Source organism: Streptacidiphilus sp. BW17 (assembly GCF_041262485.1).
Classification (GTDB): Bacteria; Actinomycetota; Actinomycetes; order Streptomycetales; family Streptomycetaceae; genus Streptacidiphilus.
The window spans coordinates 87369-109970 of sequence record NZ_JBGCCR010000022.1 but is presented as its reverse complement, the minus strand read 5'-3'; the positions used below and the strand labels follow the sequence as shown (position 1 = coordinate 109970).

Below are 22602 nucleotides of genomic sequence, written 5' to 3'. Positions count from 1 at the left end.
GAGACTGCGGAGGTCACGAGGCTCCGTGGACGTGTTCAGGTGCGTCGAGAGCATCCGTGATCGCGTCCCACAGAGTGCGGCGGGCACACATCGTGGCGCGGACCGTTTCGGCGCACTCCCGCCATTTCGCGCTGTCGTCGCCGCACAGGTCGGCGAGCATGGCCATCGCCATCGGGGTGTGCTCCTCGCCGTCGACCTGGATGTGGCGTGCCAGGTAGTCGCGGAAGGGCGCAAGGCGCCCGCCCCGGTCGTCGATGGCGGCGATCTGGTCGAACATCTCGGGGATGAGGTCCTCACGTCCGAAGGCGAAGGCTGCGGCGCGGCGGTGCACCGGCGCGTTCTCGATGAGGTCCCAGGTGGCCTCCACGAAGTCGGCTGCCGCTGCCGGGATCTGGGCGGTCTTGAGCGCGGTGCGGACGTCGTCGCCACGGCGGAGGCGGGCCAGGAAGCCCTGGACGGGCCGGGTGTCGGCACCGGCCGTCTCCATACCGGTCAGGTAGAGCTCGAAGTGGCTGGTGAATCCCTCGCCCAGCTCGTCACTCTCCTCCACCAGCACGATGTCGTTGATCAGCCGGCGGCTCTGCGGCGAGCCGTGCGGCACCCAGGGCACATCGACGCAGGTCAACTCGCGCTGCAGGGACTTGAGCAGCGACATGAAGTCCCAGACAGCGAACACGTGGTGCTCGGTGAAGGTCCGGACGTCGCCGATGCTGTTCAGCCTCCGGTAGACGCAGTGGTTCACCACCTCGGTGCGGGCGGACGCGACCGCGGCCCGCAGTTCGTCGATCTCCGGGATGTTCACGGCATGGTCGTAGCGCGACACGGACGTCCCCATCTGTTCAACTGCCCTGCCCTGGATGCCCACTCCATCAGGACCGGCCGCTCATCCGGCGGTGGTGGGGCCGTTCGGTCGCACGAACGAGTGAGCGGGGACGGCTCCGCGTCGTGTCGTTGACGACGTCATGCCGGAAGATCGTCGCCTCGCAACCTGCGCGACGATCGTGCTCCACGAGTGCCGCCCGCGGACACCGCCCGCGGACCGAGTCTCCGACCGGCGTGGAAACGGGCAGAAGGAGCTGGGCATTCGGGCAATGCCGCATCCGCCTCAGGTCCGCAATACCGGTCCTGATCTGCTGTGACGGGATGAGAGAAACGGGCAGACTTCGGGTTTGTTTCGGTCGTGTGCGGGCGGCTGCCACGGGCGGGAGCAACGGTATAACTCTGTTGCGGGCAGGAAATGGGCGCGCGATGTCCGAACGGGCACGGCGTGTCCGGCGATGGGGAGAGGGGGGCGGACAGATGCAGGCAGAGGAACGGAAGCACCGGATCCTCGTGCTGGCTCGGCAGGAGGGCCGGATCGACGTGGCCAAGGTGGCCGCGGACCTCGGCGTCGCACCGGAGACGATCCGGCGCGACCTCGGCGAGTTGCAACGCCGTGGCCTGGTCCGCCGCACCCACGGCGGCGCCTACCCCGTGGAGAGCGCGGGCTTCGAGACCGGGCTGGCCCAACGGGTCAACCGCAACGTGGAGAACAAGCAGCGGATCGCCACCGAGGCGGTGAAGCTGCTGGGTGACGCGGAGACGGTGTTCGTCGACGAGGGCTACACCCCGCAGATACTCGCCGGCCTGCTCCCCGTGGACCGCCCGCTCACCGTGGTGACCGCCTCACTCACCACCGCGGCCGCCGTCGCCGACTCCCCCGACCTGACCGTGCTGCTGCTCGGCGGGCGGGTGCGCGCCAGGACCCTGGCCACGGTGGGCTCCTGGGCCTGCTCGATGCTCGACGGATTCGTCGTCGACCTGGCCTACCTGGGATCGAACGGCATCTCCAGGGAGCACGGGCTCACCACCCCCGATCCCGTGGTGGCCGACGTCAAGGCGAAGGCGATCGAGGTCTCCCGAAGGCGGGTCTTCATGGGCGACCACAGCAAGTTCGGCGTCAGCAGCTTCTGCAGGTTCGCCCAGGTCGGCGAGTTCGAGGCGATCGTCACCGACACCGGCCTGTCCATCGCGGAGGCCCGACGCTACTCGCTGCTGGGGCCCACCGTGATCAGGGTCTGACGCGAAGCGAGCGGACGCGCGATCAGGACCCCTGAGCCACACCTGCTTCCTTCGCCTCCACAGCGGAATTTGTCATGCCCACGTACTAATTGCCCCGGCCACCACCCGGCACCATCACCACCCGGCACCACCCCACCAGGCATCATCCCCCACCCGGGAAAGCCGACTACCGGAAAGAGGACGACATGACCGGCAGACGAACCCTCCTCCGCCGCACCGCGCCCTTGGGCGCCCTGGTGCTCAGCGCCTCGCTGCTCACCGCGTGCGCCGGCGCGGGCGCAGGAGGCGGGAGCGGCAGCGCGACGCACTCCATCAACGTGCTGATGGTGAACAACCCGCAGATGGAGGACCTGCAGCAGCTCACCGCCAAGTACTTCACCGAGTCGACGGGCATCGCCGTGCACTTCACGGTCCTGCCGGAGAACGACGTCCGCGACAAGATCACCCAGGACTTCTCCAGCCAGTCCGGCCAGTACGACGTCGCGACGATCAGCAACTACGAGACGCCGTTCTTCGCCAAGAACGGCTGGCTGGCCCCGCTCTCCGCCGAAGCCCAGGCCGACCCCACCTTCGACCAGAGCGACATCCTGCCCAGCATCCAGCAGTCGCTCACCGCCAACGGGCAGATCTACGCCGAGCCCTTCTACGGCGAGTCGTCCTTCCTGATGTACCGCAAGGACGTCTTCGCGGCCAAGCACCTGACCATGCCCGCGCACCCGACCTGGGAGCAGGTGGCCCAGCTGGCCGCCGAGGCCGACGGGGCCCAGCCCGGCATGAAGGGCATCTGCCTGCGCGGACAGCCGGGTTGGGGCGAGGTCATCGCGCCGCTCACCACCGTGGTCAACACCATGGGCGGCACCTGGTTCACCAAGGACTGGAAGGCCCAGCTGACCAGCCCCGCCTTCACCAAGGCGACGTCCTTCTACGTCAACCTGGTCCGCGCCCACGGCGAAGCCGGCGCCGCGCAGTCCGGGTTCACCGAGTGCCTGAACGACATGGAGCAGGGCAAGGTCGCCATGTGGTACGACGCCACCTCGGCGGCAGGTTCCCTGGAGGGCAGCGGCTCGCCCGTCGCCGGCAAGCTCGGCTACGTGCCCGCGCCGGTCGACCAGACCAAGAGCTCCGGCTGGCTCTACACCTGGGCCTGGGGCGTCCAGAAGGCAAGCCAACACCAGAGTGACGCCTGGAAGTTCATCTCCTGGGCCTCCAGCAAGCAGTACGAGCAGCTGGTCGGCACCACGCTCGGCTGGTCCCGGGTGCCGGCCGGCAAGCGCGCCTCGACCTACACCAACCCCGGCTACGCCGCAGCCGCAGCCGCCTTCGCCCAGCCCACGCTGACCGCGCTGGACTCCGCCGACCCGCAGAACCCCGGCGTGCAGCCGCGGCCCGCTCCCGGCATCCAGTTCGTCGGCATCCCCGAGTTCGAGGATCTGGGCACCCAGGTCTCCCAGCAGATCAGCGCCGCGATCGCGGGCCAGGTCAGCGTGGGGCAGGCGCTGAGCACCAGTCAGTCGCTAGCCGCCAAGGTCGCCGCGCAGCACGCGGGCCAGTAAGGGAGGGACGACATGAGCACTCCCCTGATCACCACCCGTCGCGGTTCCCCTGCGGTCACCGCACCCGCGTCGTCGAGGAAGCCCAGACAGCTCAGCGCGTGGGCGCGCCGGGCCCCGCTGCTCCCGGCGCTGATCTTCATGATCGTCGTCACCCAACTGCCCTTCGTCGGCACCGTGGTGATCTCCTTCATGCGCTGGAACGCACTTGACCCGACCGACCGCGGCTTCGGCGGGCTGACCAACTACAGCAACGCCATCAGCGACCCGACGCTCCGCTCTGCGATCCTCACCACGGTCGTGCTGACCGCCACCGTGGTGCTGGTGAGCCTGGCCCTCGGGCTCGGGCTGGCGCTGCTGCTCGACCGGAAGTTCTTCGGTCGCGGTCTCGTCCGCACCATGCTGATCACGCCGTTCCTGGTGGTCCCGGTCGCCTCCGCGCTGCTGTGGAAGCACGCGATCTACAACGCCACGTACGGCCTGCTCAACGGAAGCCTGACCTGGATCTGGAGCCTGTTCGGGAGCAGCCACGCGCCGCAGCCCGACTGGCTGTCCTCGGTGCCGCTGATCTCGGTCGAGGCCTCCCTGGTCTGGCAGTGGACCCCGTTCATGATGCTGATCCTGCTCGCCGGTCTGCAGAGCCGCCCGGCGGACGTGGTCGAGGCCGCCAGGGTCGACGGGGCCGGGACCTGGCAGGTGTTCCGCTACCTCACCTTCCCCCACCTGCGCAGGTATCTGGAGCTCGCCGCACTGCTCGGCAGCATCTACGTGGTGCAGAACTTCGACGCCGTCTTCACCATCACGTCCGGGGGCCTGGGCACCGCCAACCTCCCCTACGCCGTCTACCAGACCTTCTACGAGGGCCACGACTACGGGCAGGCGTCGGCCGAGGGCGTCATCGTCGTCATCTGCTCCCTGCTGCTGGCCACCCTGGCGCTGCGCACCGTCTCGTCGCTGCTCAAGGAGGAGACGCTGTGACCATCGCTGTGATCCGTTCCCGCTCCCGGTCCGGCGGGCGCTCCGCCCGCCGGGACCAGTCCGACCGTCGCGGTGGACCCGTGCTGGGCCTGGTGGCGTGGCTGTGCGGGCTGCTCTTCTTCCTGCCGTTCGCCTGGATGGTGCTCACCTCCCTGCACAGCGAGCAGGACGCCGCGACCAACCCGCCGAGCCTCGGCGCCGGGCTGACCCTGCAGGGCTACCGGGAGTTCTTCGGCGCCGGCACAGGGGTGAGCCCCTGGCCGCCGCTGATCAACTCGCTGACCGCGAGCGTCGCGTCCACCCTCCTGGTGCTGGCGCTGGCCATCCCGGCCGCGTACGCGCTGTCGATCAGGCCGGTGCGCAAGTGGAGCGACGTGCTGTTCTTCTTCCTGTCCACCAAGATGCTGCCGGTCGTCGCCGGGCTGCTGCCGATCTACCTGATCGCGCAGAACGCGGGGATGCTGGACAACATCTGGCTGCTCATCATCCTCTACACGTCGATGAACCTGCCGATCGCGGTGTGGATGATGCGGTCCTTCCTGGGCGAGGTACCCAAGGAGATCCTGGAGGCCGCCTCACTGGACGGTGCGTCCCTGCTGACGACGCTGGTCAGGATCGTGGGCCCGGTGGCCGCTCCGGGCATCGCCGCCACCGCGCTGATCTCCTTCATCTTCAGTTGGAACGAACTCCTCTTCGCCCGGGTGCTCACCGGCGTGGTCGCCGGCACCGCGCCCGTCTTCCTCACCGGGTTCGTCACCAGCCAGGGCCTGTTCCTGGCGAAGGTGTGCGCCGCAGCCGTCTGCATCTCCGTACCGGTTCTCGTCGCCGGTTTCGCCGCCCAGGACAAGCTGGTCCAGGGCCTCTCGCTGGGAGCCGTCAAGTGAAGGCAGCCGTCATCAGCGCCCCCGGGGTGGTCGACGTCGTCACGGTCGACGACCCCACCCCGGGACGCGAGGACGTCGTCGTCGAGGTCGCCGCCGTCGGGCTGTGCGGAACCGATCTCCACATCCTGGAGGGCGAGTTCGCACCCACCCTGCCGATCGTCCCCGGGCACGAGTTCGCCGGGCGGATCGTGGCCGCGGGCGCGGACGTGGTCGGGCTCGCCGTCGGCGACCGGGTCGCGGTCGACCCCTCGCTGTACTGCCACGCCTGCCACTACTGCCGCATGGGCCGCGGCAACCTGTGCGAGCGCTGGAACGCGATCGGGGTGTCCCGCCCCGGCGCCGCAGCCGAGTTCGCCCTCGCGCCCGGGGGCAACTGCGTGAAGCTGCCCGACCACGTGCGCACCGAGGACGCCGCGCTGATCGAACCGCTCTCCTGTGCGGTACGCGGCTACGACGTGCTGCGCGCCCGGATGGGCAGCCAGGTGCTGATCTACGGCTCCGGCACGATGGGTCTGATGATGCTGGAGCTGGCCAAGCGCACCGGCGCCGCCGCTGTCGACGTGGTGGACCTCAACCCCGAACGGCTGGCCACGGCCCGCCTGCTCGGCTGCAGCCGGGCCGCCGCCTCACCGGACGAGCTGGAGCAGCCGCGTGGCTGGGACGTCGTCATCGACGCGACCGGCAACGCGCAGGCCATCCAGGACGCGCTCGGCCGGGTCGGCAAGGGGGGCACCTACCTGCAGTTCGGCGTGGCCGACTACGCGACCCGCGCCACCATCGACCCCTACCGGATCTACAACCAGGAGATCACCATCACCGGGTCGATGGCGGTGCTGCACAGCTACGAACGGGCCGCCGACCTGTTCGCGTCCGGGGTGCTGGACCCGGAGGTCTTCATCAGCGACCGGTTCGGCCTGGCCGCCTATCCGGAGGCGCTGCAGCGGTTCAAGGACGGCAAGGGCAGGAAGATCCTGGTGACCCCGTGATGCGAGCGAACGGAGACGGGACGGAGACACCGGTGGGGATGCTGCCGACGCTGGTCATCGGTGAGGCCCTCGTCGATGTGCTGACGGATGATCAGGGCGTGCGCCGGGCCACCCCCGGCGGCAGCCCGGCCAATGTGGCCCTGGGGCTGGCCCGCCTGGGCTCGCCGGTGCAGCTGGCCACCCGGATCGGTGACGACGCCCACGGAGCGCTGGTCCGCGACCACCTGACCGGCGACGGCGTGGAGCTCGTCGACGGATCGACGGTGACCGGGCGAACTGCCACCGCCTCGGTGACCCTCGATCAGGACGGCTCCCCCGCCTACACCTTCGACCTGCGCTGGGAGCTGCCGACCCCGACGGCGCAGCGGCTGGGGAGCGGATCGGTGCGCTGCACCCACCTGCACACCGGCTCGCTGGGCACGTCCCTGGAGCCGGGCGCGACCCAGGTCGTGGCCGCGGTGCGGTCGGCTCACCCGCACGCCACCGTCTCGTACGACCCGAACCTGCGGCCCGCGCTGCTGGGCGAACCGGACGCCGAGCGTCCCCGGGTGGAGACCCTGGTGAGCGCGGCCGACCTGGTGAAGGCCAGCGCGGAGGACCTGGAGTGGCTCTACCCGGACCTCGGCGCGGAGCAGGCTGCCGAGGCCTGGCTCCAGCGGGGCCCGACGCTGGTGGTGCTGACCCGCGGCGACGCGGGGGCCACGGCCTTCTGGCGACACGGCAGCTGCGAGGTCCCGTCGGTGCCCGTGGCCGTCGCCGACACCGTCGGCGCGGGCGACGCCTTCATGGCCGGGCTGCTCCACGGCCTGCTCACGGCCCGGCTGCTCGGCGGCGAGAGCGGCGACAGCAGTGACAGCGGTGAGGGCCGCGAGGGCCGCGAGGGCCGCGAGGGCGACGGCGGTTCGGGCACGCCGGTCCCCGGTCGGGCGGCGCTGCGGGCGGCGACGCGCTCCCCGCAGCCGCCACCGGCGCTGCTCACCGCGCTGCGCCTGGCCGCTGACGCGGCGGCGGCCACGTGCAGCCGCGTGGGCGCCGACCCACCCACCATGGACGAGTTGCACGCCTTCCGAGGGCTGCGGACTCCCCACCGAGCGTCGGCCCGGCTGTAGGGCCCGTCGCCACCCATCCACATCACCCCCTTGACGGCGTCCGTCCCACCCCGCGTGGGCCGACCGCCGTCGGGGCACGGGGCTCGAACTGCGGCATCGCACGCACGGGAGGTCGGACGTGACGGAGGTAGGTCGCCTCTGGGTCGAGACCCTGGGGCCACTGCGCGTGTACGTGGGCGAGCGGGAGATCCCCCTCGGGCCGCCCAAGCAGCAGGCCGTGTTCGCCGTGCTCGCGCTCAGCAACAACACCCTGGTCACCAGGGGCGATCTGATCGACCACCTGTGGGGGTCCGCTCCGCCAGCCACCGCGGCCGGGAGCATCCACACCTACGTGTCGGGGCTGCGTCGCGCGCTCGGCGAGGCGGAGGCGTCGCTCACCAGCTCGGCGACCGGCTACGGGCTGCGGCTCGCTCCCGACCAGCTCGACATCCGCGTCGTCGAGCGTCTGGCATCCCGGGCACCGACCGCTCCGGAGCACCGCCCCCTCGCCGAACTCTCCGCCTACGACGAGGCGTTGGCGCACTGGCGCCCGGGTTCGGCGCTCGCCGGCGTGCCGGGCCCGTTCGCCGAGGGATTCCGCGCCTGGGCTGCGGACCTGTCGCTGCGGCTCGTGCGGGAACGCGCGGAGCTGCTGCTCGCACTCGACCGTCCCGTCGGCCTGGCCGACGAGCTGCGTACCCATGTCGCCGCCCACCCGTACGACGAACGGCTGCGTGCCCTGCTGATCACGGCGCTGTGCCGCAGCGGCCGGACTGCCGACGCCCTCGCCCAGTACCAGGACCTGCGGAGGGTGCTGGCCGAGGATCTGGGCATCGCCCCGTCGGCGGAGCTGCGGGAGCTCAACTCCGCCATCCTGACCGGGAACGGGCGCGGCACGGGTGCGCCCGAGCCGACTCCCGTCCCGGCCCCCGCCCTGGCCGCTGTCCCGGCCCCGGCCGGGGCTCCGGCGACGCCCGCCCCGGTCGTCCGGCCGGCCCAACTGCCGCACGGCGTCGGCGCCTTCGTCGGCCGCGCCGACGCGATCGGACAGGTGCTGGCGGCGGCGCGCGGGGGCCAGGAGAGCAGCGGCGGTCAGCCCACTCCGGCGATCATGATGGTCGCCGGAGTGGGCGGGGTGGGTAAGACGGCCTTGGCCGTCCACTGCGCCCACCGGCTGATGGACGAATACCCGGACGGCCAGCTGTACCTGGATCTGTGCGGCTTCGCCCCCAGGCAGCAGGCCCGCTCCTCGGCGGACGGTCTGCACCACCTGCTCACCTCCCTGAACGTGACGGACATCCCGCCCGACCACGGGCAGCGGGCGGCCCTGTGGCGCAGCATCGTCCGGGACAAGCGCATGCTGATCGTGCTCGACAACGCCGACTCCGCCGAGCAGGTCGAGGAGTTGCTGCCCGGCTCGGGGCCCTCGTTCACCCTGGTGACGAGCCGCAACCGGCTCAGCCGCCTGGCGGTGCGCTACTCGGCCCGCCGCGTGGTCCTCGGCCCGCTCACCCACCCCGAGTCGCTGGAACTGCTCTCCGCGGCGATCGGCCCGGCCCGGGTCGCCGCCGAGGAGTCGGCCGCCCGCCGCCTGGCCGAGCTCTGCGACCGACTGCCGCTCGCCCTGCGGATCGCCGCGGAGCAGGTGACCGCCGGGTCGGCCGCCCGGATCGCGGACCTGGCCGCCGAGTTGGAGGACGTGCGGCACCGCCTCGACGGCCTGGAGATCCCGGACGACGAACTCTCCTCGGTGCGCGGGGTGCTCTCCTGGTCCTACGCCCGGCTCGACGCCGGATCCGCACGGGCCTTCCGGACCCTGGGACTTCTGCCGAGGACCCCCGTCCGGGCGGAGGCGGCGGCCGCCCTGCTGGACCTCTCGGTGCCGGAGACCGTCGCCACGCTCCGCAACCTGGCCGCGCACCACCTGGTCGAGGCCGCGGACGGCGGGTTCCGCATGCACGAGCTGACCCGGCTCTACGCCGGGGAACTGTCCGGCGAGGGCGAGAGCGCCTCCTGGCGCAGGCAGACGTTGGCGCGTCTGCTCCACTGGCACATCACGGCGTTGACGCTTCCTCCGGGCGATCCTGCGGCCTGGCGTGCGCAGGCCTGGGACGACGTCGCGCCGCTGGTCCAGACCGCGCAGCGGATCGGCTGTCATGCCGAGGCCGCGCACCTGGTCGGTCTGCTCTTCGAGCACTGCTACGGCTCCGGCCGGCCCAGGGACTGGGTCGGGCTGCTGCAACTCGGGTTACGCAGCGCCGATCTGGCGCGTGACCAGGACTCCCGCGCCGGGCTGCTGCGCCAGCTGAGCCGGGCCTGCTCGCGGCTGGGCCAGGACGGGCTCGACCAGGTGGACGCGACTCTCGGGCTGCTGCGCAACGCGCTGGCGACGGGCAGCTCCGCCGGGGACCGCCGCCTGGAGGGCCTGGCCCTTTTCGGCCTGGCCAAGGTGCGCGCCGTGTCGGGGAGCCGACCCGCTCATGTGCGGGAACTGGCGCTCGACGCCCTGGCCCGGCTGGAGGGGGTCGGCGCCACGGAGGCCGCCGAGGTCACCGCGTTCCTGCGAGCACCGGATGCTGCCCGGTCGGCGTCCGCTGACCCGGGACGCGAAGGCCGTCGGGTGGGCGCGGGGTAGCCGCTCCGGGAATGCCCGGGGCGCCCCCGCTGCCCGGCACCCGGCCCGCCCGCGCGTCCCGTTGCTGGGCCTGCCAGATCAGCACTGCCTCGATCCGGCTGTCCGCGCCCAGGGAGCGGAAGATCCGGTTGATGTGGTTCTTCACGGTCTTCTCGCTGAGGCGCAGCCGGGCCGCTATCTCGGCGTTGCGCACGCCTCGTGAGACCAGCGCCATCACCTCGTGCTGACGCTGCGACAACGGCACGGTCGGCCGGTGGGGCGTCTGCGACGCGGGCGCATACCCGGGCGCTGTCCCACCGGGAGCCGCGGGTTCGCCCATGCCCCGGTCGGCGACCGGTATCACGTTGAGCCGGTACTCGGCGCAGAGCCTGCGGGGATTGATCCTGGCTGCTGGGAGCGCAGCAGGGGCCACCGGGACCGCAGGAGCCGCGGCCGGCGGCCGGAGCGCCACCGCCCCGGCCGCGGGCCGTACGGCGACCTCGACATACGGCATCCGGACGAACTCGACGTCCAGGTTCTTTCCGGCGAACACCTGCCGGATCTCGGCGAGGATGTCAGGGCTCGTGATGGCGATCCGCACCAGGCCGAGGCGGGGCCCGTCGGGTGCGGCCGGGGTGGGCGGCTGCGTCATGAATCCAGCGTGACGGACCCCGCTTCACGCCCTCTTCAGGCCGTGTCCATGCCGCCTTCAGGTCCGGCGGTCGCGGCTACCGCGTCTGCGAGCGGCTCGCCGTCCGGCGTCACGGCCTCCCCTGACTCCCCTGTCTCTCCGGACTCCCCTGCTTCCCGGGCCAGTTGGGCCAGTTCGGCCAACACCTCCTCCTCCGTGGGCACATCGACCCGGTCCGCCCAGCGCAGCGTGGTCACGATCGCGTCGAAGAGCAGCTCGACCGCCTGGACCGGCGCGGCCTCCACGTCTCCGTCGGTCAGCACAGTGAACGTCAACAGCCCCCACACGCCGGGCGTCTCCGGGTGCGCGACGTAGTAGGAGACCTTCCGCGACGGCGCCTTGCGTCCGATCCGGCTGCTCTCCACCACTGAGGCCACGCGCACCGCGGGGCCGCCGCCGATGTCCAGGTAGGTGCCCCCGTCGCCCGCCTCGGCGAGCACGGCGGCCAGCAGCTGCTCCGCGTCCTCGACGGCGTCCTCGTCCTCCGCCTCCGACTCGAGGACGGTCACCAGCATCGATCCCGGCAACCTGATCCCGCTGAACTCCTGCAGCGGCAGCAGCACCGAGCGAGCGTTGTTCCGCGCCGCCTCGTCGGTCGCCTCGGTCAGCTCCCGGCGCAGCATCCGACGCCACGGGCCCGCCTTGTCGCGTGGCAGTGAGTCCGGCAGGTGGTGCCGGATCACCTCCTCGATGATCCGACGGCGCAGCGCGGTGGTGTCGGCGGTCGTGGGGATCTGCACCCAGCCGTCGGGGACGACCAGCTCGAAGTCGATCACTCCTGCTCCTCTCCACTGTCCGCGCCCCCGGCGGCAGCTCCTCCGGCGGCAGCGACCAGGCCGAGCCGGGCGCGCCCGCCGTCGGCAGGGTCGCAGTCCGCGGCGATCTGCTGCATCAACTGCTCGACTCCGGGGCCGATCAGCGCCATCAGCCCCATCTCGAAGACGCAGGTGCTCAACACGACGTCCGCACTGACGCCGGGCATGTCGTCCCTCGACGGGACGTCCAGGCGCAGGGCGGCGTCCAGGCGGGCGTAGGCCGCTCCCTCCGTGCTGCGGCACAGGGCGAAGACCCGCACCCCGTCACCGCTCGGGGTGGTCACGTAGTCGACGGCCGGTTCGCGCGCGTCGATCTCCAGTCCGCGCGCGCCCACGACGTCCATCAGGTAGTTCGGGTCCTCCGCCTCCGGGGCGCGGAACTCCACCACCACCGGGACCGGGGCCCACCTCGCCCTGCCCGCCACGAACGCCGCGCCCCAGGCGAGCCGTGACCACTCGGGCAGTTGCTCCGCCCGTTCGCGCAGCCAACGGGCGGTGTCGCGGCCGACTTCGGCGGGATCGAAGGGGAACTCGGCCTCCGCGTCCTTGGGCCAGCCCGCGCGGGCGGCGGCCACGCCCTCGGCCGTCCAGTCGTCGAAGAGGCCCGTCAGGTGCTCGGTCCAGGCCTCCGCCTCGGGCTCCCCCGGCAACCCGGTCGGCACCCACTCCCAGTACCACGGCGTGCCGGTCAGCTCCGAAAGATCCTCGCTCATGGTTCCTCCCGCGCCCATGTGTCCTCCCCCGCTCATGCCGCTCCGTAGCCGGGCGGGTTGAGTGCGGGGATCCAGCCGTTGAGACGCCCGCCCGTGTAGACGAAGCCGGCGCCCGCGCCGAAGGCTCCGTTGAGGCCGCCCCAGACGTACCAGAGCGGCGAGATCTTGCCGAGACCGGCCGCGCCGACGACGTCCTGCAGGCCCTGGGCTCCCTTGACACCGGCGATGATGCTGCCGAGGTCCTTGCCGAACTGCAGCGGGTTGGTCAGCAGGCCCTTCCACATGTCGCCCACGTCACCGAGCTGCTGCCCGGCCGAGCCCCAGAAGCCGACCTCGGGGGTGGTCGCGCCCCCCTTGCCCAACAGGAAGTTGGTGGCCGGGTTGTTGAACCAGTCGGACAGGTTCTTCCAGTCCGCCGCCGCGTTCGGGGCCGGCTGCGGGAGCGGCCGGGAGAAGTTGGGGATCGGACGGCCCGCGCCGAAGCCCTGCCCGACCGGCCCGCCCGGACGGTTGCCGGGTCCGAAGGGACGGGAGAAGTTGGGCACCGGGCGCTCGTTTCCGGGCCCGAAGGGACGGGAGAAGTTGGGGACCGGGCGGCCTCCCGCACCGCCCACCGGCCGCAGCGGCACCAGCGGGATGGACCCGTCCCCTCCGCCGAGAGGAACCGGTCGCGTCTTGCCTGCGACAGCAACGGCCTTGGCCGCAGCGGAGATGCCCTTGCCGACGACCGAGGCGATCGCGCCCAGGCCGGCGAGGCCGAGCCCCACCGCGCCGAGGATCACATCCGCGAGGCTGCCCTTCCCGTCGTGGTACAGGGTGATGTTGGCGATCAGGGTGATCGCTCCCGCGACCACCGAGGCGAGCACCAACACGTCGACCCCGGGGATGAGGATGGCCAGCGCTCCCAGGATCATGCCGATGATCGCGAAGACCTGGCTGATCTTGGCCATCACCGCGTCCAGCTTGTCCTTGAAGGTGTCGGTCAGTCCGTCCTTGTAGTTCTTGGAGTTGACCGCGTCCCCGAAGCGCTTGCCCGCCGTGTTGAGCGCGTCCATCGCGTTGTTCAGGCGGGTCTTCGCGGCGGTCAGCTGCGCGTTCGCGTTGTCGGTCGCCTTGGTCTTCGCGTCGCCCTTGGCCTGCTCGTCGGGCGAGATGCTGCCGTCGGAGCTCTTCTGCGGCTCCGGCATGCTGCTCGCCTTGGTCTGCGCGTTCTGCGCGGCCTCGGCGTCGGAGAGAGCTCCGGCGGTCTCGCTGAGCCCCTGCTCCAAGTCGGGTTCGTACGTGCTGATCTGGCTCGCTACGTCGTGGTAGCGGACCCCGGCCTTGGTGAGCCGGTCGTTGAGCGAGCTCGCCGCCGACTGAAGTCCCTGGACGTACTGCCCGGCCAGGCTGTCGCTGTTGGTACCGACGATCTTCTGCAGCTGGGCGGTCGCGTCATCGATGGTGTCCGCGATGTGCTGGTACCGCTGCTGCGCCGCGCTGACGGCGTCCGGGTCGGCGCGGACCGGGTCCGAGCCCAGACCCAGCGGCATCCAGTCCCCGAGATTCCTGACACTCATCGGCTCTCCTCGACTTCGCTCCGCGTCCTCTGCTCCGCGTGCGTCCGATACGTCTGCTTCTTCTGCTTCATCCCGGTCCTCAGTTCTGGAACGACTGGAGGAGTTGGGTGTCGCTCTGCGCCCATGCCTGGTCGACCTTGGTGACCTCGTCCCGAAGGCTCTTCATGTCCTTGACCATCGCGTCGCGGTGGATGGTCCAGTTGGCGGCGAAGTCGCCCATCGAGAGGTTGGCGTTGTGCTGTCCCCAGAGCCCCTTGTCGTCGTTCTGGAAGTCGAGCGCGCCCTCGAACTGGCCGATCAGGTCGTTGAGGTCACTGACGAGCGCCTGCAGGTCCTTCACCACGACGTCTGCCATCACTGCTCCTTCTCGGTCGGGACCGACGCGCCGGACGCGGCGGCCGGTACGGGGGACGGTGCCGGGGCCGGCTGCGCGGCCGGCAGCGGGATCTGAGCGGTGGTCAGGCTGCCGGTGCCGAGGTGCACCAGGGCGGCACCGGGCACCACCCGCGCGGCCACTTGCGACCGGGGCAGCCGCACGCCCACGAGATCCCCGTCGCCCGTGTTGGACGGCGACAGCAGCACCCCGCGCCGGTTGCGCTTGACCTCCGCCTGCCAGCCGGAGAAGCCGCTCGCCACCGTGGAGACTTCCCCGCCGATGACGACACCGCGGTTGGAACCCGACGCCTTGCGGACGAAGGCCTTCAGCCAGTCCCGGCAGGGCAGGTCGCGCCAGACCTCGGCATCGTCGACCAGCAGCACCACCGGGCCGTCCCCCGGGTCGAGCAGGGCCGCGAACTCCGCCTCGGTCGGGGCTTCGGCGGTGAGCACGCCCCGTACTCCGGCGCGTCCCTCGAACGCGCGCAACGGGGAGTTCATCGGCGCGCCGAGCACCACCTCCGCGCCGCCGCGCAGCAGCGACTCGGCCATCACGCACAGCGCGGTGCTGCGCCCGGACCGCGACGGTCCGGCGACCAGGAAGGTGGGCTGGTCGCCCAGCAGGTCCGCGCCCACCGGTTCGAGCTCGTCGCCCCCCACGCCGATCATCGCCCACATCGGGGACGGCGTCTCGGCCAGCTCCCAGGCCTGCTCGAAGGAGAGCTGGGTGGGCAGCGCCGCGATCCGGTTCGGGCGTGCCGACTTCGGCACCCCCGCCTCCCGTTCGGCAAGGCTCGCCCCCAGCGCGTGCAGCGCGGCGACCTGGGCCGGACCGGCCGGGTCGGCCGCCATGAGCGAGACCTGGGTCTCGATCGCACCGGGCGCGCGGTAGCCGCGTCCCGGCGGCATGTGCTCGGGGATCTTCCTGGGGTTCAGCCCGGCCAGGCTCGCGTCCATGCGGTCGGACAGGCGCAGGATCAGCTTGTCGTCGCAGAGCGAGCCCATCCGGCCGCTCAGCAGCATGTGGTCGCCGGCGACGACCAGATGCACGCCGGCGCTCGCGCCCTCCCGGTGCAGCGTGTGGACCAGGTCCGTCAGCGAACCGCCGTCGTACTCGCTGAGGGTGCCCACGAACCCCTCCCAGCGGTCGAGCAGCAGCACGATGTGCGGCAGCCGTTCCGCCTCGAGGGCGGAGGCGCGTTGCTCGGCCAGGTCGGCGAAACCGCCCTCGCCGAGGATCCGCTGACGGTTGAGCACCTCGGCGTGCAGTCGCTTGAGCAGCCGGGCGGCCCGCTCGGTCTCCACCCGCTGGACCACCGCACCGCAGTGTGGCAGCCTGCTGAGCGGCAGCAGTGCGCCGTTCCCGCAGTCCAGCCCGTAGAGGTGCAGGTCGGTCACCGCCGAGGCGGCAGCCGCTGCGGCGGCGAACGTACGCAGCGCCGTGGAGCGACCCGAGCGGGGTGCGCCGACGATGTGCAGATGCCCGAAGCCGGCGAGGTCGACCGTGACCTGCTCCTGGCGCTGCTTGGTAGGCAGGTCCTGCACGGCCCAGGAGAAGACCGGGTCTCCGCGCTTTCCGCGCACCGGATCCGCGGGGAGCTCGACGACCGGTGAGAGCGGCAGCGGGGGCAGCCACGGTCGGCGTTGCGGGGCGACGCCCACCAGCGCGTTGGCCTGTTTGACGGTACGCACCAGCGCCGCGAGGTCGGTCTCGGTGTCCGTCTCGACGGTGCCGCGGGGGCGTTGCGGCACCGGGCGCCCCAGGTCCAGCCAGGAGACGGGCTGGAGGAAGGGCGGGACCGCGACGGCCTCCCCGTCGCCCAGCGGTCGCCGGCCGCCGACCCGCCCGGTCTGGAACGGAATCAGGGAGCTGTGCCCGAGCCTGGCGTAGGCGCGGCCCGGCGTGGCGGCGGAGATTCCGGCCGCCTCGCGGGCGTCGATGACGTCGGTGCTCTCCGCCGGATCGGTCACCCGCAGGGCAACCCGCAGGTTCGTGTTGGCGCGGATCTCCGCCGAGACCACGCCGGACGGCCGCTGCGTGGCCAGGATCAGGTGGATGCCCAGGGACCGGCCGCGCTGTGCGACGTTGACCAGTCCGGTGACGAAGTCCGGCAGTTCGCGCACCATGGACGCGAACTCGTCGATCACGATCAGCAGCCGCGGGATCGGGGCCAGATCGCCGGGTCTGCGCTCGGCGAAGTCGAGGTAGTCCTCCAGGTCCTTGGCCCCCGCGTCGGCCAACAGGTGCTCACGGTGCGTCAGTTCGGCACTCAGCGAGACCAGCGCCCGCTCGACCAGGTGCGTGTCGAGGTCCGTGACCAGACCGACGGTGTGCGGCAGGTCGACGCAGTCCTTGAACGCGGCGCCACCCTTGTAGTCCACCAGCACGAAGGTCATCGCATCGGGACGGTTGGCCACCGCCAGCGCCGCGACCAGGCTCTGCAGGAACTCCGACTTGCCGGAACCGGTGGTACCGGCCACCAGGCCGTGCGGCCCGTGGTTCACCAGGTCCAGGGCGAACGGCCCGTCCAGCGAGTAGCCGACCACCGCCTTGGTGCTGCGTCCCGAGGCACGCCAGCGGGCGGCAATCGCGCCCGGCGTCAGCTCCTCCAGTCCGAGGACCTCCAGCAGCCGGGCGGCGCCGGGCAACGCGGTCTCGCCCTGCCCGTCGCTGACGTCGCGCAGCGGGGCGAGGCAGCGGCCGACGGCGTCGAACCAGTCGTCGACGACCTCGTCCGCGCGGATGCCGTCGATCTGCTCCTCGCGTTGACGGCGCAGGCCGACCGGTCGGCCCGGCCCGCCGACGACGACGGTGGTGCACTCCTCCGGCAGGGTGCGCTCGTCGGAGTCCACGCAGATGCTCAGCACACCGACGGCCGGGCCCTCCTGAAGGATCGTCACCACACCGGGCAGGGCGCGCAACCGGCGGGCCCCGTCCATCACCACGATCACATCCGGGTCAGCGGAGACCGCGACGGCACCCGAGTTGAGGCGGGCCTGCCGACGGGCCTTGATCAGCTCCGTCAGCTCCGCCACCCGGTGGCCCAGCGTCTCGGCGTCGGCCCCGACCAGCGCCAGCGCCTGCTGGCCGAGGAGCGGCCGGGCGTGGGGCAGCCAGGTCGCCCACTCCCACAGCGCCTCCCCCTCCGGGTCGGTCAGGATGTAGAACTGCACGTCACGTGGGCTCTGCAGCACGGCCAACTGGCCGACCAGCCAGCGGGTGGTGCGGCGGGGCCAGTCCTCCGGCCCGACGACGCCGACGACGCCCGCCTGCGCGATGGAGAAGGCAGCCGGGACGTCCTGCGCGGCCCGCAGCTCGCGACCGCGCTGGCCCGGCTCACCCGACTCGACGGCGACCGCCGTGGGAAGGTCGGCGGTGCCGACCCGGACCAGCAGGTGGTCGGGGTCGGTCCGGCGGCGCTCCCACAACCGGGCCCGCGGTCCGGTGGCCACGACCAACAGCTCGCCGGGGTCCGGGCATTCGGCCCGGCGATCCACCTGTTCCTGGCCCAGCGCGGCGGTGATGTCCGCCTCGGTCGCCTGGAGCTGCGACCGGAACTCGGCCAGATGGCGCCGGTGGCTCGACTTGCCCTGCCGTCGACCGGAGTACCAGGTGCCGAGCATCATCACCGGCGACATGGCGGTCATCATCAGGTACATCATGTTGTGCAGCATCATCGCCATGGCCCCGCCGAAGACGGCGGGCAGCGCGGTCGCCAACCACGGCAGGGCGTTCAGCGAAGGCGCCTTGGGCTGACTCGGCAGCTTGAACGCGGTGCGCCTGACCGGTGGCAGCAGCCGGGGAGGCCGGTTGTAGTCCAGGAACCCGCCGTCGGACGAGGCGGCGATGACCGCGTCCGGGCGCGACAGCACGTGCGCCTCCAACACGGTCTCGCCCACCACGAGTTGGGCCTGCTCCCGCCAGCGCACCTCGGTGTCGTCCGGCAACGGGGCCCGGTCCAGCAGGACGCCGCCGTGGCCCGCGCGGACCCGCACCACGGCGTCCAGGGACACCCGGGCGACGGCGGCGACCGGCAGCGGCTGCTCCCCGTCCACCACGATCCCGCCCGCCGGGTCCGCCGCGATGTGGTGCAACCCGGCGTCGAGATACCAGACCCGGCCCGCACCGGCCCCGGCCACCGCCCGCAGGGTGACCAGTCCCCGCAGACCGGTCCTGGCGGGGCCGGGCTCGTCGAGCCAGAGCACGGCCCCGTCCTGGATGCCGCTGCCCGCCAACGGCTGGTCCAGATCGAGCAGTCGGCCGGCGAGGTAGACCCGGGTCGCCGACGGTGTGTCGACGACCGGCAACCGCTCCGGCTCCAGGCTGTCCAGCAGGTTCGCGACGACGTCGCGGACGCTGGTTGCGGGCTCGGCGTCCACCACCACGTCGGCGGACCAGTCGGGGAGCCGGGAAATCGTGATCATCATGGCGCTGCTGCTTCCCCACTCCTCGTGTAGCTGGACGCCGGTGCCTGACCAGAGCTGACGGGTTCCGGCGCGTCGCGCCGGGATCAGCCCCTGTTCAGCTCTTGTTCAGCGATCCGGCCAGCTGGGAGTCCATGTCCTGCATCGCCGAAACGGCCTTGTCGAGCCACTGCGAGAGCTGGTCCAGGGTCTCCATGGCCTGGTTCGCCGAGTTCACGAACTCGGTGTGCACCTCGTCGAACTTGCCCGACGCCTGGTCGGTGACGAAGCCCGAGCCGGTCAGGCTGTCGACGATGCTCTTGCACTCGCTCAGCTTGGCGTCGATGTCCGACTTGTTGTTGCGCATGCGGTTCGCGCTGTCCGACATCTCCTGGTAAGTGACGTTCACGTTTGCCATGGGAGGTCCCTTCTCCGTCGTGCCCCCGACTCGGTTCGCATCCACGCGTTGGCGCTGCGTGTTCACTGGGGACGCCGACGATGCTAGGAACCCTCGGGAGGGCCGGTCCAGGCCCACCGACCGCGCTGTGGGTCCACGGGCCCAAGGCCAGGAGGCCTACCCCTGCCCGTCGTTGACACAGGATGCGGCCCCGGCGAACGATCTGAGGGGCACCACGGGCCGGGCCCCCCGGTCAGTGCGCGGGAGGGCCGCGCGGACGGGTCTCCCCGTCGGTCCGGCCGCCCACCCGCGGCCGAGACCGTGCCCCCCACCCAGCCGAGGAGACGAAGGTGACCGTGTCGAGCCGATCCGCACAGCGAGTTCCGGCCCGGGGCGCGTGGGCCGCCCGGCTGCTCCCCTGGCGCGGCAACTCCTCCCGACCGGGCCGGGCCACCCGCCCCGACCACGGTCTGTGGACCGTGGACCGGGTGGTCCGTGCCCTCACCGCCGCCTGCCACGACGCGAACCGCGACGTGCCGGCGGTGCACACGCTCATCGTCGGAGCCCAGACGGTCCGACTGTTCCTGAGCACCCCCGACGAACAGCCGCCCACCGGCTGGCTCTGCGAACAGGACGGCAGGGTCTGGCAGGCCGCACTGCGCGATATCCAGCTCGCCAACGTCTCCGAGGCGCTGACCGACCCCTTTCCGCGGCTGGTCTCGCTGGGCGGCTCACGCCAGGGCTTCGTGCTGCTCAACCTCGGCCGAGCCGGCGGCATCATCACTCTGGAGGGCGACGGGCGCCAGGCGCGGACGCTGGCCGAGGACTGGATCCGCGAGCTGACGACGAACCCGTGGGCACGGGACGTGCAGGTGGTGCGCGTCGGCTTCAAGACCCCCCGGGAGGAGCCGGGCATCCTCGAGTTCGCCGCCCTGCGCGACGCGGCGTCCACGTTGGCAGGGCTCGACGGCGCGGTGCTCGTCCTGTCGGGCTCCCCGAACGGGCGGGACCTCGAGACACTTCACCGTGCGGCGGAGGAGCAGACCGGTCGCTGGACGGTGGTGGTCATTGGTCGCGTGGCACAGCCGCGGTGGCGCCTGACCCTGGACCCCGAGGGAATGGTGGAGACCGGGTTCCTGAGCGATCCCGTGGCGCGCCGGCTGGACCACCCCGATGCGGCTCCCGGCCCCGACGACCTCGACGAGCCCGACACCGACTCCGATCCCGTGCCTGCTGCTCCTGGCGGCTTCCGTTCCGGCGGGCAGGGGCAGGGCGGTGAGCGGCGGCTCACCTGGCGGGGCGTCGTCGCGGCAGGCGCTGCCGTAGTCGTCGTCGCGGCCGTGGTCGTGGCGCTGACCACCGGTCGCTTCGGGTCCTCGGGCAACACGCCCGTTGCGCGGGGCTCGGCTCTTCCGCGGGTCACCGCGACCGGTGCGAGCACGCCGACGAGCGGTGCGAGCGCACCGACGACCGGCGCACCGCCCACGGGGGCGCCTTCCACCGGAGCTCCGGTGGGAGGCCCGGCCGGTCCGCCCGCGCCCACGCTGCTCAACCCCGGCACCGGGAAGTGCCTCAGCGCCGGGGTCGGCACCGACGGCACGCCCCTGCGGCTGAGCAGCTGCAACGGGAACGCGAACCAGGGGTGGCAGGTCGTCTCGAACGGAACGCTCCAGAGCCAGGGCCTGTGCATGGACGCCGCCTGGGGCGGCACGACTCCCGGGACGGTGGTGCAGGTCGCGCGGTGCAGCGGCAATCCCGCGCAGCTGTTCTCGATGCGCAACAACACGGTCTACTCACAGCAGGCGAATCTGTGCCTCGGCGTCGCGAACGGCGGTGCGGCGATCCACTTGGCCGCCTGCGCAGGCACCACCACGACCTTCAAACGTCCCTGACGCGTCACCCTGTGGGCGCGAGCGCTTCGTGACGGCCACCGCCCGGTCGCGCACCTCCCCACGGCCACCTACGGTGAGCAAGCCGGTACTGTCCGGCACCGAAGGGAGAGAATCATGATCACAGCGCGCGACATCATGCACGCCGGCGCCCAGTGCATCGACGCCAACGAGACCGTGCGGGCAGCCGCGAAGATGATGCAGTCCAAGGGCGTCGGCGCCCTGCCGATCTGCGGCCCCGACCAGAAGCTCAAGGGCATGATCACTGACCGCGACATCGTGATGGACTGTCTGGCCGCCGGCAAGGACCCGGACCAGATGAAGGCGATCGAGCTGTCCGGCCACCTGCACTGCGTGCGGGCGGAGGACGGCCTGGACGACGTGCTGCTCAAGATGGAACGGCACCAGGTGCGTCGAATGCCGGTGATCGACAACGAGCGCCTGGTCGGCATCATCACCGAGAAGGACCTGGCCATGGGGCACAAGATGGCCAAGGGCGTGACCGATCAGCAGATCATCGACTTCATGGACAGCATGTTCGTCAAGCACTGACACGCTGCCGCACCGCAGCGCGGGCCGGGATGCGGGAATCCCGGCCCGCACCGACGGGCCCGAGTCACCTCGCCGCCTCCACCAGGCCCTTGAGTTGCTCCAGGTCGTCCCGGACGGTGTTCTCGATCCGGTGGACCTGGGCCATTCCCCGTGGGCCGCCGAAGGCGTCGTGGATCGCATCCGGTTCGTAGGCCACCCGGATCTGCACCTGACTGTGAGTGCCGTCCAGCGGGCGCACCACGATGTCGCCCTTCAGCTCGGGGCTCCCCTGCGTCTGCCAGGTGATCACCTGCTCGTTGCCGCGGTCGGCGAGCACCGCCTCGAACTCGCGCTCCACACCCTTGGTCCGGACGTCGAGATGGGCGTGGTTGCTGCCGTGCGCGTAGGCGCGCTGGACCCCGTGCATGAACGCCGGATAGGACTCGACGTCGTGCAGCCGGTTCCAGACCTCCCGCGCCGGAGCGTCGATGGTGATCTGCTCTTCGAGCCTGCTCATCGTGAACCTCACCTCCGGCCCGGCGGAACGGGCCCATCGGTTACGTCCAGCTTGCGCGGCAGGCCCGTCACACGGCAACGGGACACGTTCGACGGCGCCCTGGCTCAGCTCGGCGAGGCCCCGGCCCACCGCCGCCCCTGCCCGGACTGTCTGCGCAAAGAGCGACGCGGACACGTGCGGGCCAGGGGGGCGCAGGGTCGAATCCTGTCGTCCCGAGGTGCGGAACCACAGGTCGGGGCCCTTTCGGGCGTGCGCGGTGTCGGCGGTGTCAGAGTTTTGTCATCGCGGAGAAGGGCGTGGAGATGCGCCGGTGCGCCGAGCCGAAGTCGACGATCACCGAGTAGTCGTCCTCCACCGCGACCACCCGGCCGAGGCCGTGCTTGTCGTGCGACACCCGGTCCCCCACGGCAAACTGCTCGGGCGCTGCTGCGGTGGGGCGCGTGAAGGGGCTGGCGGGAAGAATGCGTCGGGGTCCCTCAGATCTTGTCATCACTTCAAGTATGCGGTCACGAGGCCCATGCATCACCCCTGCCCGGGCTGCTCTCCGGTA

The 22602-nt window shown here is 71.6% G+C and carries 19 protein-coding genes; 9 read left to right on the top strand and 10 right to left on the bottom strand.

Translation table 11 applies throughout. The features are described from left to right. Positions 1-13: 13 nt before the first annotated feature. Positions 14-823: a DUF3050 domain-containing protein gene (locus ABH940_RS24850; protein ID WP_370106199.1), complete on the bottom strand. Its 810-nt coding sequence runs from the start codon at positions 821-823 to the stop codon at positions 14-16. A 476-nt stretch (positions 824-1299) separates the two neighbouring features. Here ABH940_RS24850 and ABH940_RS24845 point away from each other — a divergent pair, with 476 nt between their 5' ends. The 7 genes from ABH940_RS24845 (at position 1300) to ABH940_RS24815 (ending at position 10182) form a co-directional block, all read left to right on the top strand. Then, complete coding sequence (locus tag ABH940_RS24845) at positions 1300-2061, top strand: DeoR/GlpR family DNA-binding transcription regulator (RefSeq protein WP_370070661.1); 762 nt, start codon at positions 1300-1302, stop codon at positions 2059-2061. 185 nt (positions 2062-2246) lie between these two features. Then, complete coding sequence (locus ABH940_RS24840; protein WP_370106198.1) at positions 2247-3614, top strand: ABC transporter substrate-binding protein; 1368 nt, start codon at positions 2247-2249, stop codon at positions 3612-3614. A gap of 12 nt (positions 3615-3626) precedes the next feature. Next, positions 3627-4589 carry a carbohydrate ABC transporter permease gene (locus ABH940_RS24835; protein ID WP_370070665.1) on the top strand — a complete coding sequence of 321 codons (963 nt, stop codon included), beginning with the start codon at positions 3627-3629 and terminating at the stop codon, positions 4587-4589. Positions 4590-4600: 11 nt separating this feature from the next. Beyond that, positions 4601-5473: a carbohydrate ABC transporter permease gene (locus ABH940_RS24830; protein WP_370070843.1), complete on the top strand. Its 873-nt coding sequence runs from the start codon at positions 4601-4603 to the stop codon at positions 5471-5473. Then, the gene (locus tag ABH940_RS24825; protein WP_370070667.1) at positions 5470-6459 is read left to right on the top strand and encodes a zinc-dependent alcohol dehydrogenase family protein; all 990 of its coding nucleotides are present in this window, start codon (positions 5470-5472) and stop codon (positions 6457-6459) included. The genes ABH940_RS24830 and ABH940_RS24825 overlap by 4 nt, the downstream gene beginning before the upstream one ends. Continuing rightward, positions 6459-7568 carry a carbohydrate kinase gene (locus tag ABH940_RS24820; RefSeq protein ID WP_370106197.1) on the top strand — a complete coding sequence of 370 codons (1110 nt, stop codon included), beginning with the start codon at positions 6459-6461 and terminating at the stop codon, positions 7566-7568. The genes ABH940_RS24825 and ABH940_RS24820 overlap by 1 nt, the downstream gene beginning before the upstream one ends. 118 nt (positions 7569-7686) lie before the next feature. Continuing rightward, positions 7687-10182, top strand: a complete 2496-nt coding sequence (locus ABH940_RS24815; protein WP_370070671.1) for a BTAD domain-containing putative transcriptional regulator — start codon at positions 7687-7689, stop codon at positions 10180-10182. On the opposite strand, the gene ABH940_RS24810 is transcribed toward ABH940_RS24815, so the two are convergent. The 7 genes from ABH940_RS24810 to ABH940_RS24780 all read right to left on the bottom strand — a co-directional run bounded on the left by ABH940_RS24810 (position 10097) and on the right by ABH940_RS24780 (position 19136). Continuing rightward, positions 10097-10813 carry a helix-turn-helix transcriptional regulator gene (locus ABH940_RS24810; RefSeq protein WP_370070673.1) on the bottom strand — a complete coding sequence of 239 codons (717 nt, stop codon included), beginning with the start codon at positions 10811-10813 and terminating at the stop codon, positions 10097-10099. The genes ABH940_RS24815 and ABH940_RS24810 overlap by 86 nt on opposite strands. Before the next feature lie 35 nt (positions 10814-10848). Beyond that, positions 10849-11628, bottom strand: coding sequence for a hypothetical protein (locus tag ABH940_RS24805; protein WP_370070675.1), 780 nt, complete (start codon positions 11626-11628; stop codon positions 10849-10851). Beyond that, positions 11625-12380 carry a hypothetical protein gene (locus ABH940_RS24800; protein WP_370070677.1) on the bottom strand — a complete coding sequence of 252 codons (756 nt, stop codon included), beginning with the start codon at positions 12378-12380 and terminating at the stop codon, positions 11625-11627. The genes ABH940_RS24805 and ABH940_RS24800 overlap by 4 nt, the downstream gene beginning before the upstream one ends. Positions 12381-12412: 32 nt before the next feature. Beyond that, positions 12413-13939, bottom strand: coding sequence for a hypothetical protein (locus ABH940_RS24795; protein WP_370070679.1), 1527 nt, complete (start codon positions 13937-13939; stop codon positions 12413-12415). Between the two features lie 79 nt (positions 13940-14018). Beyond that, positions 14019-14294 carry a hypothetical protein gene (locus ABH940_RS24790; protein ID WP_370070681.1) on the bottom strand — a complete coding sequence of 92 codons (276 nt, stop codon included), beginning with the start codon at positions 14292-14294 and terminating at the stop codon, positions 14019-14021. Then, a complete protein-coding gene (locus tag ABH940_RS24785; RefSeq protein WP_370106196.1) occupies positions 14294-18742 on the bottom strand; it encodes an FtsK/SpoIIIE domain-containing protein in 4449 nt (1482 codons plus the stop codon). Before ABH940_RS24785 ends, ABH940_RS24790 begins: the two co-directional genes overlap by 1 nt. A 94-nt stretch (positions 18743-18836) precedes the next feature. Next, positions 18837-19136, bottom strand: a complete 300-nt coding sequence (locus ABH940_RS24780; RefSeq protein ID WP_196194734.1) for a WXG100 family type VII secretion target — start codon at positions 19134-19136, stop codon at positions 18837-18839. A 329-nt stretch (positions 19137-19465) separates the two neighbouring features. Here ABH940_RS24780 and ABH940_RS24775 point away from each other — a divergent pair, with 329 nt between their 5' ends. Next, positions 19466-21007, top strand: a complete 1542-nt coding sequence (locus tag ABH940_RS24775) for a ricin-type beta-trefoil lectin domain protein (RefSeq protein ID WP_370070686.1) — start codon at positions 19466-19468, stop codon at positions 21005-21007. A gap of 114 nt (positions 21008-21121) precedes the next feature. Continuing rightward, positions 21122-21556, top strand: a complete 435-nt coding sequence (locus ABH940_RS24770) for a CBS domain-containing protein (protein ID WP_370070688.1) — start codon at positions 21122-21124, stop codon at positions 21554-21556. A gap of 64 nt (positions 21557-21620) precedes the next feature. On the opposite strand, the gene ABH940_RS24765 is transcribed toward ABH940_RS24770, so the two are convergent. Beyond that, a complete protein-coding gene (locus ABH940_RS24765; protein WP_370070690.1) occupies positions 21621-22052 on the bottom strand; it encodes an SRPBCC family protein in 432 nt (143 codons plus the stop codon). 268 nt (positions 22053-22320) lie between these two features. Continuing rightward, a complete protein-coding gene (locus tag ABH940_RS24760) occupies positions 22321-22542 on the bottom strand; it encodes a hypothetical protein (RefSeq protein WP_370070692.1) in 222 nt (73 codons plus the stop codon). Between the last annotated feature and the right edge of the window lie 60 nt (positions 22543-22602).

Excerpts from the sequence above, each read along its gene's own strand:
- ABH940_RS24770 (WP_370070688.1), top strand. The coding sequence starts at position 21,122 with ATGATCACAGCGCGCGACATCATGCACGCCGGCGCCCAGTGCATCGAC.
- ABH940_RS24845 (WP_370070661.1), top strand. The coding sequence starts at position 1,300 with ATGCAGGCAGAGGAACGGAAGCACCGGATCCTCGTGCTGGCTCGGCAG.
- ABH940_RS24820 (WP_370106197.1), top strand. The coding sequence starts at position 6,459 with ATGCGAGCGAACGGAGACGGGACGGAGACACCGGTGGGGATGCTGCCG.
- ABH940_RS24785 (WP_370106196.1), bottom strand. The coding sequence starts at position 18,742 with ATGATGATCACGATTTCCCGGCTCCCCGACTGGTCCGCCGACGTGGTG.
- ABH940_RS24810 (WP_370070673.1), bottom strand. The coding sequence starts at position 10,813 with ATGACGCAGCCGCCCACCCCGGCCGCACCCGACGGGCCCCGCCTCGGC.
- ABH940_RS24765 (WP_370070690.1), bottom strand. The coding sequence starts at position 22,052 with ATGAGCAGGCTCGAAGAGCAGATCACCATCGACGCTCCGGCGCGGGAG.
- ABH940_RS24835 (WP_370070665.1), top strand. The coding sequence starts at position 3,627 with ATGAGCACTCCCCTGATCACCACCCGTCGCGGTTCCCCTGCGGTCACC.
- ABH940_RS24760 (WP_370070692.1), bottom strand. The coding sequence starts at position 22,542 with ATGACAAGATCTGAGGGACCCCGACGCATTCTTCCCGCCAGCCCCTTC.
- ABH940_RS24780 (WP_196194734.1), bottom strand. The coding sequence starts at position 19,136 with ATGGCAAACGTGAACGTCACTTACCAGGAGATGTCGGACAGCGCGAAC.
- ABH940_RS24790 (WP_370070681.1), bottom strand. The coding sequence starts at position 14,294 with ATGGCAGACGTCGTGGTGAAGGACCTGCAGGCGCTCGTCAGTGACCTC.
- ABH940_RS24840 (WP_370106198.1), top strand. The coding sequence starts at position 2,247 with ATGACCGGCAGACGAACCCTCCTCCGCCGCACCGCGCCCTTGGGCGCC.
- ABH940_RS24795 (WP_370070679.1), bottom strand. The coding sequence starts at position 13,939 with ATGAGTGTCAGGAATCTCGGGGACTGGATGCCGCTGGGTCTGGGCTCG.
- ABH940_RS24800 (WP_370070677.1), bottom strand. The coding sequence starts at position 12,380 with ATGAGCGAGGATCTTTCGGAGCTGACCGGCACGCCGTGGTACTGGGAG.